Raw genomic sequence first — 11,847 nt, forward strand, 5'->3', positions numbered from 1 at the left:
AGAGGGGTTCACCACTGCTCGTGCTGCGGGTACAGCGGGAAGTCGGCGGCCAGCTTGTCCACGCGGGCCTGCAGTGCCTCCACATCGGTGCCGGACCCTGCCTTCAGTGCGGAGGCGATGATCTCTGCAACCTCGGTGAACTCCTGGGCGCCGAAACCGCGGGTTGCCAGCGCCGGGGTGCCGATGCGCAGACCGGAGGTGACCATCGGCGGGCGGGGGTCGAACGGCACGGCGTTGCGGTTGACGGTGATGCCCACGGAGTGCAGGAGGTCTTCGGCCTGCTGGCCGTCCAGCTGCGAGTTACGCAGGTCAACCAGGACCAGGTGCACGTCGGTGCCGCCGGTGAGGACCGAGACGCCGGCTTCGGCGACGTCGGACTGGTTGAGGCGGTCCGCGATGATCTTGGCGCCCTCGAGGACGCGTTCCTGGCGCTCCTTGAACTCTGCGGTGCCGGCGATCTTGAAGGCCACAGCCTTGGCGGCGATGACGTGCATGAGCGGGCCGCCCTGCTGGCCCGGGAAGACGTTGGAGTTGAGCTTCTTGGCCCACGCCTGCTTTGCCAGGATCACACCGGAGCGGGGACCCGCCAGGGTCTTGTGCACGGTGGAGGTGACGACGTCGGAGTGCGGCACCGGGCTCGGGTGCAGTCCGGCTGCCACGAGGCCGGCGAAGTGCGCCATGTCGGTCCAGAGGAGGGCGCCCACTTCATCGGCGATGGAGCGGAAGGCTGCGAAGTCGAGGTGGCGCGGGTAGGCGGACCAGCCGGCGATGATGACCTGCGGATTCTCGGCGATGGCCTGCTCGCGCAGCTTGTCCATGTCGACCCGGAAGTTGTCCTGCTCAACCTGGTAGGCCGCCACGTTGTACAGCTTGCCGGAGAAGTTGAGCTTCATGCCGTGGGTGAGGTGGCCGCCGTGCGCCAGGGAGAGGCCCAGGATCTTGTCGCCCGGAGTGATCATGGCGGACAGGGCGGCGGCGTTGGCCTGCGCGCCGGAGTGCGGCTGGACGTTGGCGTATTCGGCGCCGAACAGTTCCTTGACGCGGTCGATTGCCAGCTGCTCGGCGATGTCGACGTACTCGCAGCCGCCGTAGTAGCGGCGGCCCGGGTAGCCCTCGGCGTACTTGTTGGTCAGGACGGAGCCCTGGGCTTCCATAACAGCGCGCGGTGCAAAGTTTTCGGAGGCGATCATTTCCAGGGTGCCGCGCTGGCGGCCGAGTTCCTGGTCCAGTACTGCGGCGATCTCGGGATCGAGTTCAGCCAGCGGCTGGTTGCTGACGGTGAAGGAAGTGCTGACGGAAGTCGGTGAAGTAGTCACGAAGAACTCCTGGCTAGGGATGGGCACTGCTAAGGTCAGGCTACCGGCTGGGACGTTGCTCCGCCCCTTGATGACAAGTCACAGGACTGTCCCGGACGCTTGTCCGTTCAGGGCACCGCAGCGAACCGGGTGACCGCTCTTCGAGAAGCGCAGCACCCTGCCGGCAAAACATGACCCTCGGCCCAGGCGTACGATCCGTGGTCTTCGTGATTGCCGCTCCCTGGTGGTTAGCCACCCAACGCCAGTTGCGACCCCACCAGACTACCAAAAGGCAGGCCTCCGCGCGGGTAGGCTGTTCTTCGTGATTGAAGACCAGTTCGCCAAAGCGTACGTAGTAACCCTTTCCTGCCCCGACCGCCCCGGGATCGTCCACGCCGTCGCCGGCGCCCTGCTCGTGGCAGGCTGCAACATTACGGACTCCCAGCAGTACGGCAGCCAGTCCACCGGCACCTTCTTCATGCGCGTTGAAGCAACGACCGCCGCCTCCCGGGCCGACGTCCACGCGGCACTCGAGCCCGTGGCCGGGGCGTTCGGCATGCAGTGGAGCCTCCACCCGGTGGGCCAGAAGGTCCGCACGTTGCTCATGGCGAGCAAGTCCGCCCACTGCCTCAACGACCTCCTGTTCCTGCAGCGCTCCGGCACGCTGCCGATCGAGGTTCCGGCCATCGTCTCCAACCACAACGATCTGGCCGGGCTCGCGGAGTTCTACGGGATCCCGTTTCACCACATTCCGGTCACACCCGACACCAAAGCGCAGGCCGAGGACAAGCTTCGCGCCATCATGGCGGAGAACGATGTCGAACTGACGGTGCTGGCGCGCTACATGCAGATCATCTCCGACGAACTGTGCACCGAGCTGACCGGCAAGGCCATCAACATCCACCATTCCTTCCTGCCGTCCTTCAAGGGCGCCAAGCCGTACCACCAGGCCCACGCCCGCGGCGTGAAGCTGATCGGCGCCACCGCCCACTACGTCACCGCCGCGCTGGACGAGGGCCCCATCATCGAGCAGGAGGTGATCCGGGTGGACCACGCGCGCACTCCGGAGCAGTTCGTGCAGATGGGCCGCGACGTTGAAGGCCGGACCCTCGCCCAGGCCGTGCAGTGGCACGCCGAGCACCGGGTGCTCCTCGACGGCAACCGGACAGTGGTTTTCAACTGACCCGTCCTTAGCTGACCTGGTCACCGCGGGCTTGTTCCCAGCAGGCGGGTTTTAACTCAGACTGGTTAACGCCATGACCCTGCTGACCGAAACTTCGCTGGAAACCTTCATCGCGCTGCTCAAAGCCCAGGGGCGCCACGCAGTGCTGGACGTCTGCTGCGGCCCCGGCGAGGACGGCCTCAGGTTCGTTCGGGCCGGCATCCACTACACCGGGGTGGACCCGTTCGACGGGAACGTCCGGTACGCCCTCTCCCGCCGCCTCAGCGTTTCCGTCGCGGAACCCGCCCGCCTGCCTTTCGCGGACCACAGCTTCCCAGCGGTGTGGGCAGTGCAGGCTCTGGCGGGGCTCACCGCTGAGGAGGCGGACGACGTCGTACGGGAACTCGAGCGGGTGGCGGCACCAGGCGCGCCGATCGCCGTCGTCCTCCCCTGACCACCCAACCGTGTCTGAGCGTGCACTCACGTGACAAAATAGGGTGTATTATCCGCCACCGCATCTGCATTTGCGCTTGCGCTAAGGATGGGCAATGAAGAAAGAGCTGAAGGACGCCGCGAACGCGGTCGAGGACGCATCGAATTCCAGGGCTCTCGTGATTGCCGCCAGAGCAGGTTTTGCCGTCAGCGGCCTGTTGCACCTGCTTATCGGGTTCGTCGCCATCCAGTTGGCATTAGGCACGGCGGGAAAGGCGGGACCGGCCGACCAAGCCGGTGCAGTCGCCCAACTCGCCGCCCAGCCGCAGGGTCTGCTGCTGCTCTGGGCCGGATTCGCCGCCTGCGTAGCTCTGACTCTCTGGCAAATCAGTAACTCCGTGTTCGATTACGGTCAGCTGGAGGCCAAGAAGAAGGTGGGCAAGAAGATTTCCGCAGCCGGCAAGGCGGTGGTGTTCGCAGTCATCGCGCTGACGTTCGCCGCCTCCGCAAGCGGCAACAGCAAGAACAGCGGAAAGACCACCAGTGATTTCACCCTCTCAATCATCAAAGCGCCCGGAGGTGCGGTCCTGCTGATCGCCATCGGGGCCGCGATCGCCATCGGCGGCCTTGTCTTCGTGGTCCTCGGAGTCAAAGGATCGTTCAAGAAGGAGCTCCGGCTGCCGTCCTCGGGCACCGCCCGTTCCGTCGTGACCGGGCTGGGCGTCGTCGGCTACGTGGCCGAGGGCGTCGCACTGTTTCTGGTGGGATTGCTGTTCATCATCGCCACCGCCAACGCCCGCCCCCAGGAGTCCACTGGCCTGGATGGCGGGTTGAAGGCACTGCGCGAGCAGCCGTACGGGGTGTACATGCTCACCGCCGTCGGCGCCGGCCTGATCTGCTACGGGCTCTACCTGATGGTGAAGGCCAAATTCGCACGGATGTAAGCTCCCCGCCGGCGCATATACGGAAATATTCCCGGACATGAGGCGATCCCCCGTTCGGCCAATTTTTCGCTCAGCCTGAGGCCGGCGCGAGCTGCTACGCAAATGGGCCGAACGGGTGTCTTAGGCTGGTGGCATGGCTCCCATATATTCTTTCGCCGGCGACACCCCGGACATCCACCCCTCGGTATTCGTGGCGCCGACAGCGTCGATCATCGGCCGGGCTACGCTCGCGGAGGACGCCAGCGCCTTCTACGGCGTTTCCGTGCGGGCGGACACCGCGACGATCAGCGTCGGCGCCGGCAGCAACCTGCAGGACAACGTAGTGCTGCACGCCGACCCCGGCTTCCCCTGCAGCGTCGGGGCACGTGTCAGCGTCGGGCACAGCGCCGTGGTCCACGGCTGCACCGTTGAGGATGACTGCCTCATCGGCATGAGCGCCACCATACTCAACGGCGCAGTGATCGGCGCCGGCTCGCTCGTGGCCGCCGGCGCCGTGGTCCTCGAAGGAACCGTGGTTCCGCCGCGCTCCCTGGTGGCCGGTGTACCGGCCAAGGTGCGCCGCGAACTCTCGGATGAGGAGTTCGACGGCGTGAAGCGCAACGCCGCCCACTACCGTGAACTCGCGCAGGCACACCGCGAACTGCACGCCAGCTAGCAGCGGCTGACCGAGCTCGTCGAGATCACGGTTTTGACGAGCTCAACCAGCGGCTAGTCCAGGCTGATGGGTCCCAGCGCGTCGAGCAGGTCGCCGGGGCCCGGGTTCGCAGCGGACGACGAACCGCCGAGGTGGTTTACCACGCCCCACACGGCGTTCAGCCCGGTGGTCACGGCGCCCTCGGCCCAGCCGGCGGTGAACGAGATGTCGTCGCCGGCCAGGAAGAGCCCGCGCTGCGCTTCCGGCAGCTTGTCCTGCTTAAAGTGGCTGAAGAGCCGCTGCTGGTAGCGGTAGTGCCCCGGCAGGTTTGCCTTGAATGCACCCATGAAGTTGGGGTCAGCTTCCCAGGAGACGGTGATGGGCTGGCCCACGATGTGGCTCGCGATGTCCACGCCCGGGTAGATCTGCTCCAGCGAGTGCAGCATCAGCTCGACCCTCTGGTCGGCGTCGAGCGCGAGCCACTTCAGGGCGTCGTCGTTCCAGGTGTAGGACAGCAGGATCACTGCCGGCTTGTCCGGTCCGTTGTCCAACAGGTACGTGGCGCGGTTAAGGCGGTCTGTCAGCGTCATGGACAGGACCTCGCGGCCGGTGGCGGGGTCGATGTCCTTCCAGAAAGGCCGGTCCACCATCACGAAGGTCTTGGACGACTGCATGTAGTGGGAACGCTCAATCGCCGTCCAGAGCTCCGCCGGGAACAGCGCCTCCTCGGTGTGGATGCGCGTGGACAGCAGCCACGACTGGCATGTGGTGACCACGGCCGGGTACGCGGACTCGCGGCCCCACCGCTCGCGGATGCGCAGGTCGCCGCTGGCATCGCGGCTGATCCGGTCAACGGCTCCCCGCGGGGAGCCCGAGTGCAGCGACGCCAGTGACGTCCCCTCCGGCCAATGGGCCATGCCCGACGGCGCGTGGTGCCACAGTGCCTCGGGGAGCCTTTGCGCTCCCCCGGCGATGAGACGGTGCTGGTCGTCGGCGTCCGTGTACACGACGCGCAGGATCTCCAGGATGGAGTTGGGGAAGTCCGTGTCCCAGCCGCCGGTGCCGAAGCCCACCTGGCCGAAGGCCTCGCGGTGCGCGAAGCCCGCCTCCTTGAACGAGTCGCTTCCGGCAATGAAGCCGTAGAAGGTCTGTTCGTCCAGCAGCGGCAGCAGCTCGTTCCAGAGCTCCTTGATCCGCGCTGTGTCGCGAGCCCGGATGGCGTCCTGCATCTCACTGAACTTGGCGCCGTCGTTCACGGCCGCCTTCCAGGCCTCGGCCACTTCGCGGAAGAACGGCGGCAGGTCCGCCGCGGTGCTTGCGTAGTGCTTCTGCCCGGCGAGTTCGATCACAGTGCTGGAGGTTGCGGGGGCCAGCGGGTTGGGGAAGTCCTGGGTCTCGATGCCCAACAAGTCAACGTAGTGGTAGAACGCCTTGCCTGACACCGGGAAACGCATGCCGCCCAGATCCGCAACCACTCCCGGAGCGGAGGGGAAGCTGGCCGTGCGCAGGCGGCCGCCGATCTGGTCGGCTTCATAGACTACCGGGCGCAGCCCGAGCTTCATGAGTTCGTAGGCGGTGACAAGTCCAGACAATCCCGCACCCACCACAGCCACTTCTGTGCCGTATAGCTCGGCCGGCACGGAGCCCAGTCCGTCCGGGTGGGCGAGGTAGTGGTCGTAGCTGAACGGGAAGTCCGGGTTCAGCATGGTGATAGGGGCCTGGTCCAGCTTGTCGGAAGCGGCCGCTGCGGTGCCGGTCAGGGTGCCGGCGGAGGTGCCGACGCTGGACGGATCCGAGGCGGGCAGTTCGGTGGCGATGGTCATGGAAGCTCTGCCTTCATGGTTTCGGGGGTTGACGTGGTGCTCGAAAGTTCGCGGCTGGACAATTCACGGTATTCCTCGTGACTCAGGGAAGCCACCCTTGAGTTGCGGCGGCCGTAGCCGAAGTAGGCGGCCAGGCCTACCAGCATCCAGATCCCGAAGGTCACCCAGGTATCGACGCCCAGGTTAGCCATCAGGTAGGCGCACATGAGCGCACCGAGGATCGGGGTGAGCGGGAAGAAAGGGACCCGGAAGGTCCGTTTGAGCTCTGGCCGGGTGCGGCGCAGGTAGATGACGGCGACGTTTACCAGCGCGAAGGCGAAGAGGGTGCCGATGCTGGTGGCGTCGGCCAGGGCACCGAGCGGAACCAGCCCGGCAGTGAGGGCGACGAGGATGCCCACGATCAGCGTGCCGGCAACCGGAGTGCCGGTCTTCGGCGAGACCCGGCCGAAGACCTTGGGCATGAGTCCGTCGCGGGCCATGGAGAGCAGGATGCGGGTTTGTCCGTAGAGGACGGTCAGCACGATGCTGGCGATGGCCAGGACGGCACCCACGGCGAAGACGAGGGCGATCCACGGCTGACCGGTGGTCTCCTCAAGGATCTTGACGAGCGCGGCTTCGTTACCGTCGAACCAGCCCCAGGGCCGGGCGCCGATGGCGGCCACGGCAACCAGGACGTAGATGGTGGTGACGATCAACATGGAGAGCATGATGGCCCGCGGCAGGTCGCGCTTGGGGTTGCGGGCTTCCTCGCCGGCGGTGGATGCGGCGTCGAAGCCGATGTAGGAGAAGAAAACGCTGGAGGCTGCGGCGGACACCCCGGCGGCACCCATGGGCATAAGAGGCTCGAAGTTGCCGGCGTTGAAGGCTGTGAAGGCAACCGCGCAGAAGAAGAGCAGGATGACCACCTTGATAGCCACTATGGCCGTGTTGATCCAGGCGCTTTCCTTGGCACCCCGTACAAGCAGGATCATGGCCAGGAGAACAATGATCATGGCCGGGATGTTCATGACGCCGCCGTCACCGGGCGGCTGGGAGATCGCGTCCGGCATGACCATGCCGAAGACCGCCAGGGCCTCGTTCACGTACTGGCCGGCGCCCACTGCGACGGCGGCCACCGAGACGGCGTATTCCAGCACGAGGCACCAGCCGCAGATCCACGCCATGCCCTCACCCAGGGTGGCGTAGCTGTAGGAATAGCTGGAGCCGGCCACCGGCACCAGGCCGGCCATTTCGGCGTACGACACGGCGGACAGCAGGGCGGCCACGCCGGCGATGGCGAAAGAGATCCAGATGGCCGGCCCGGCCAGCGGTACCGACTCACCCAGAATCACCAGGATGCCGGTTCCGAGGGTGGCACCCACGCTGATCATGGTCAGCTGCAGGACGCCGAAGCTGCGGACCAGGCGGGGTCCGCCGTGGCCTGTTTCGGCTTCAGTGACCATCTGTCCGATCGGCTTGCGGCGCAGCAGCTGGGCTGCCAGGCCGGGCCGGCCGGCCGGCGCCGCCGGCCGCTGTTCTGTGTAGGTGGGCACAGTCATCGTTGACGTCCGTTCGTGAGTAGTTGTCGATTCCCCTCGCCCTAGCCTAGACGTGTGAGGCACCTCTCACTGTTGTGCAAAATGACCTATAGTGTTCTGGCATGAGACGTAATGCACAAAAGAAAACCACGCCCTCTGCCGTGTTTTCCGGCCAGGTCAGCGTTGACCTGACTGCCATTTCCGACAATGTCCGGGCCCTCCGGGCGCTCACTTCTGCGCCGCATTTCATGGCGGTGGTCAAGGGCAACGCCTACGGCCACGGGCTGGTGGACGTGGCCCAGGCAGCCCTTGCCGCCGGGGCCGACTGGCTCGGGACCGCGCAGCTCACCGAAGCCCTCGCGCTGCGACGGGCCGGCATCACCGCCCCGGTTCTGTCCTGGCTGTACCTGGCCACGGCGTCCAGCGACATCATTCGCGAGGCCCTGGAAAACGACGTCGACATGTCCCTGGGCAGCGCCGCCCAGCTGGATGTGGTGGCGGGCATCGCCCGCGCGCTCGGAAAGCCGGCGGCGGTCCATCTGGAGCTGGACAGCGGGCTGAGCCGAGGCGGCGCCCGCACCGAGGACTGGCCGGACCTTGTGGCCGCCGCACGCAGCGCCGAGCTTGAGGGAACGCTCACCGTCAGGGGAATCTGGACCCACCTGGCCTGGGCCGACGTGCCCGCGCACCCCAGCAACGCCGCCGCGGTAAACGCCTTCGAGGACGCCGTGCGGCTGGCCCGGGAAGGCGGGCTGGATCCGGAACTCAGGCACGTTTCCAGTTCCGCCAACATTCTGGACCGCCCCGAGTTCGCCTTCGACATGGTGCGGGCCGGACTGGCCGTCTACGGCCTGGCGCCTGCCGACCACCTGGATCCGGCGGATTTCGGGCTGCGTCCTGCCCTCACCGTGACGGCTCCCGTGGTGCTGGTCAAGAGGGTGCCTGCGGGCACCGGCGTGAGCTACGAACACCAGGCCATCACGCATGAGGCGCGGTTCCTGGGGCTGATTCCGCTGGGCTATGCGGACGGCATTCCCAAAGGCATTTCCGGCCGCAGCATGGTCCAGCTGGGCGGCAGGCGGGTGCCCGTGATCGGCAAGGTGTGCATGGACCAGTTCATGGTGGATCTCGGCCCGGAAACCGGCGGCGTGTCCGTCGGCGACACCGCCGTGCTGTTTGGTGATCCGGACACCGGAGCGGCGAGCGCTGACGACTGGGGCTCGGCCATCGGCAGCCACGGCGACGAAATCATCAACAGAATCGCGCCCCGCCTCCCCCGGACCTACGGCCCGCCCCTTAATAGCGGCCTGCCCAGGGCTTACGAGTGCCCCGACTACCAGGACCCCGAAGACGGTGCGAACCATGTCGCCTGAGGCTGCCGCCGGAACCGGAACCGGAACGGGCTCCGGGACCGCGGCCGGGGCCGGGGCCGGAGCCGGCGCCGGCGCCGGGACCGGGACCGAACGGCTGAGCGTTGTCACGCTCCAGCAGTTCCTGGACAAGTTGCCGCCTGAGTTGAAGATCCTTCACGACGGCGGCAACGGCACCGGCCTGCTCCGGTGGGTCGAGCCCAGTGAGCTTGAGGATCCCACCCCGTATCTGCTCGACGGCGAGTTCCTCCTCACCGCGGGGCTGCCTTTTGTGGGCGAGGCAGGCCACGAAGCCAGGGTTGATGCCTACGTGCGGCGCCTGGTGGGAGCCCGCGTAGGTGCCCTGGGTTTCGGCCTTGAGCCCTACTTCAACGCTGCGCCGGAGGCACTGGTCGACGCCTGCGTCCGGCACAACCTGACACTGGTGGAAGTGCCCAGCACGGTGCCGTTCGCGGCCATCGGGCTGGAGTTCTCACAGCTGCTCGAATCGGACAACGCCAAACTGTTCAGGCAACTGGCGGACACCAACCGGCAGCTGATGCGCGCGGTCCTTTCCGCCCGCCCCGAGCACGAACTCCTGGCCGCGCTGACCCAACGGGTCCCGGTGTGGGCGGTGCTGGTCGGCGCGGACGGAAGGGTCCGCGCCCGGGCGGGCGCTGGCGTCGAGCTTCCCGCACTGCAGCAGATCCTGGAACGGCTCCTGGGCGGCAGCGGGCCCCGGGTGGAGATGGATTCCTTCGACGTTCCCGGCTCCGCGCTGGTGTTCGGGCATCCGCTGCGCAGCACCCGCGACGCCAACCTTGGCGCTCTGATCCTGGGCACTGACGCCCCGCCGACGCCGTCGCAGAACAGCGTGGTGTCATCCGCCGTCGGACTCTTGGAACTGCTGGTCCGGCAGCGGACCAGCGGGTCCCTCGCCCCCAGCCAACTGGCCACCGCGCTGCTGCTGCACCCGGACAGCCTGGCAAGCGGAGGAACGAAGCATGTCAACGGCCTCAGGGACCTGCTGGCCCAAAGCACGTCCTCCACCCGATCGGCCCCGCTGCGGGTGGTGCAGGGCATCAAGGCGGAGCATGCCGCATGGCCGGCGGGCGACAGCCCGGTGCGGGAACTGCTGCAGTGGCGGCGGCTGTTCGACACGAAGCTCGTGGAGATCACGGACTACGGCTTCGCGGCCGTCACGCGGCTGAAGGTCGACGACGCCCTGGTGGGCGAAGTCGAAAAACTCGGCTGGCGCCTGGTCATCGGGGACGCCACCGAACTGGCGGGGCTGGCAGGCGCGTACCAGCGCGTGACGTCACTCCGGTCCCGGGTCAGGAACACCGGAAAGAGCGCGCGGGTGGATGACGTCTCGTGGACGGTGGCCGGCCTGCTGGGCCGCGAAGCCGGCACCATGCTGGCGGGCCGCCTGCTGGAGCCTCTGCTCAGCCAGGAGCCCGAACGCCGGGACGCGCAGCTCGCGGTCCTGCGCTCGTGGCTGGGCGAAAACGGAAGCTGGGATGCCACGGCCAAGGTGCTCGGACTGCACCGCAACAGCGTCCGGCGGCAGATCAACGCCGTGGCGGAACTGCTGGACAGCGACCTCAACCAGGCGCAGGTACGGGCCGAGCTGTGGATCGCCCTGCAGTACGTGGACGAGCTGTTGCCGGCCGCCGGCGCCGCGACGGCCGGTCCCGTGACGTAATTAACCCGGGCCGTCCACATCCAGGCCGTCTTCCCACGCGCGGTAGACGCGCGGACGGCGTTCGGCCAGGTACGGCACGGTCTCCCTTGCCTGCCGGGCCGCCTCGGCGCTGACGTCAGCGAACAGCAGTTCCGGGCCGGACCCGGCCGCGGCCAGCAGGGAACCGTCCGGAGCGGCAATCACGCTTCCGCCGAGGAATTCGCAGCCATCTTCCGTGCCCGAGTGGTTGGCGTAGGCCACCGTCAGTTGGCTTTCCAGCGCACGGGCACGCAGGAGGATCTGGGGAACCTCGTCGAATCCGTGGGCAAGCGCGGTGGGAACGAGGAGCAGGTCGGCGCCGCGGGCGGCCGCGGCACGCGCGGTCTCGGGAAATTCCACGTCGTAGCAGATCGCCAGTGACGTCTTGATCCCGTCTAGATCCACGACGGCGGGGGCTGCTTCGGCGGGGCTGAACGCCTTGCGCTCCTCGGGCCCGAACAGGTGGACTTTGGAGTAGCTGAGCAGTTCCTCACCGTGGTTGCTGACCAGGGTCGCCGAGATCTGCCATTGCCCGTCGGCCGCGATGGCAGGAAGGCTGTAGACGATCGCGATGCTGCGGCGCCGGGCGATGTCCGCCAAGGTACTGCGGATCGCGGAGAGGCCGGCAGGGTCCAGTTCCGTGCGGACCCGCAGCGGCGCGTAGCCCACCGGAAACAGTTCGGGGGTCAGCAACACGCGCGCACCTGCCGCCGCCGCGTTCTGCGCCGCCTCATCAACCGCACGGCAGTTGTGTTCCACATCCAAAACAGTGGAGTTTGCCTGCATCAGCGCCAGCAACACCATGATCACCTCAAGAGTCTTTTGCGAATGTCCGCCTGGACCGGACCGCCTTTGTCTTCAGCGTAGCCCCGGCCGTAAGTCCTTAACCCGGGCCATTTGCACCGTCGAAGTCGGCCTGCGGGACGTATTGTCCGCCTGCACCCGGGCAATGAGAACCCCTCCCTTGC

At 67.1% G+C, this 11,847-nt stretch carries 10 protein-coding genes and 1 riboswitch; of the genes, 6 read left to right on the forward strand and 4 right to left on the reverse strand.

The features are described from left to right. Positions 1 to 8: 8 nt before the first annotated feature. Positions 9 to 1,316: a serine hydroxymethyltransferase gene (gene glyA, locus AC1DD3_RS04020; protein ID WP_476880977.1), complete on the reverse strand. Its 1,308-nt coding sequence runs from the start codon at positions 1,314 to 1,316 to the stop codon at positions 9 to 11. Positions 1,317 to 1,489: 173 nt separating this feature from the next. Beyond that, positions 1,490 to 1,575: riboswitch (ZMP/ZTP riboswitch) on the reverse strand. A 42-nt stretch (positions 1,576 to 1,617) separates the two neighbouring features. Between glyA and purU the strand changes: the two genes are divergently transcribed. The 4 genes from purU (at position 1,618) to AC1DD3_RS04040 (ending at position 4,488) form a co-directional block, all read left to right on the forward strand. Then, complete coding sequence (purU, locus tag AC1DD3_RS04025) at positions 1,618 to 2,478, forward strand: formyltetrahydrofolate deformylase (RefSeq protein WP_476880978.1); 861 nt, start codon at positions 1,618 to 1,620, stop codon at positions 2,476 to 2,478. A gap of 73 nt (positions 2,479 to 2,551) precedes the next feature. Then, entirely contained in the window at positions 2,552 to 2,911 is a 360-nt protein-coding gene (locus AC1DD3_RS04030) for a class I SAM-dependent methyltransferase (protein WP_230117105.1), read from the forward strand. Positions 2,912 to 3,005: 94 nt separating this feature from the next. Continuing rightward, positions 3,006 to 3,833: a DUF1206 domain-containing protein gene (locus tag AC1DD3_RS04035; protein ID WP_230117104.1), complete on the forward strand. Its 828-nt coding sequence runs from the start codon at positions 3,006 to 3,008 to the stop codon at positions 3,831 to 3,833. A gap of 133 nt (positions 3,834 to 3,966) precedes the next feature. Next, the gene (locus AC1DD3_RS04040) at positions 3,967 to 4,488 is read left to right on the forward strand and encodes a gamma carbonic anhydrase family protein (RefSeq protein ID WP_230117103.1); all 522 of its coding nucleotides are present in this window, start codon (positions 3,967 to 3,969) and stop codon (positions 4,486 to 4,488) included. A gap of 53 nt (positions 4,489 to 4,541) precedes the next feature. Here AC1DD3_RS04040 and AC1DD3_RS04045 read toward each other — a convergent pair whose 3' ends face one another. Next, a complete protein-coding gene (locus AC1DD3_RS04045) occupies positions 4,542 to 6,290 on the reverse strand; it encodes a flavin monoamine oxidase family protein (protein ID WP_230117102.1) in 1,749 nt (582 codons plus the stop codon). Then, positions 6,287 to 7,828: an amino acid permease gene (locus tag AC1DD3_RS04050; protein WP_230117101.1), complete on the reverse strand. Its 1,542-nt coding sequence runs from the start codon at positions 7,826 to 7,828 to the stop codon at positions 6,287 to 6,289. The genes AC1DD3_RS04045 and AC1DD3_RS04050 overlap by 4 nt, the downstream gene beginning before the upstream one ends. A 101-nt stretch (positions 7,829 to 7,929) precedes the next feature. Here AC1DD3_RS04050 and alr point away from each other — a divergent pair, with 101 nt between their 5' ends. Further along, the gene (alr, locus tag AC1DD3_RS04055) at positions 7,930 to 9,180 is read left to right on the forward strand and encodes an alanine racemase (protein ID WP_230117100.1); all 1,251 of its coding nucleotides are present in this window, start codon (positions 7,930 to 7,932) and stop codon (positions 9,178 to 9,180) included. Next, the gene (locus AC1DD3_RS04060) at positions 9,170 to 10,861 is read left to right on the forward strand and encodes a PucR family transcriptional regulator (protein ID WP_476880979.1); all 1,692 of its coding nucleotides are present in this window, start codon (positions 9,170 to 9,172) and stop codon (positions 10,859 to 10,861) included. Before alr ends, AC1DD3_RS04060 begins: the two co-directional genes overlap by 11 nt. Here the strand turns inward: AC1DD3_RS04060 and AC1DD3_RS04065 are convergent, their stop codons facing one another. After that, on the reverse strand, positions 10,862 to 11,683 hold the full coding sequence (locus tag AC1DD3_RS04065) for a nitrilase-related carbon-nitrogen hydrolase (protein ID WP_230117186.1): 822 nt from the start codon (positions 11,681 to 11,683) through the stop codon (positions 10,862 to 10,864). Between the last annotated feature and the right edge of the window lie 164 nt (positions 11,684 to 11,847).

Source organism: Arthrobacter sp. 05T444, assembly GCF_056395905.1.

Bases quoted from the DNA above. Each gene is read 5' to 3' on its own strand.
- AC1DD3_RS04030 (WP_230117105.1), top strand. From the start codon at position 2,552: ATGACCCTGCTGACCGAAACTTCGCTGGAAACCTTCATCGCGCTGCTC.
- AC1DD3_RS04035 (WP_230117104.1), top strand. From the start codon at position 3,006: ATGAAGAAAGAGCTGAAGGACGCCGCGAACGCGGTCGAGGACGCATCG.
- AC1DD3_RS04040 (WP_230117103.1), top strand. From the start codon at position 3,967: ATGGCTCCCATATATTCTTTCGCCGGCGACACCCCGGACATCCACCCC.
- AC1DD3_RS04045 (WP_230117102.1), bottom strand. From the start codon at position 6,290: ATGACCATCGCCACCGAACTGCCCGCCTCGGATCCGTCCAGCGTCGGC.
- AC1DD3_RS04050 (WP_230117101.1), bottom strand. From the start codon at position 7,828: ATGACTGTGCCCACCTACACAGAACAGCGGCCGGCGGCGCCGGCCGGC.
- alr (WP_230117100.1), top strand. From the start codon at position 7,930: ATGAGACGTAATGCACAAAAGAAAACCACGCCCTCTGCCGTGTTTTCC.
- AC1DD3_RS04060 (WP_476880979.1), top strand. From the start codon at position 9,170: ATGTCGCCTGAGGCTGCCGCCGGAACCGGAACCGGAACGGGCTCCGGG.
- AC1DD3_RS04065 (WP_230117186.1), bottom strand. From the start codon at position 11,683: ATGGTGTTGCTGGCGCTGATGCAGGCAAACTCCACTGTTTTGGATGTG.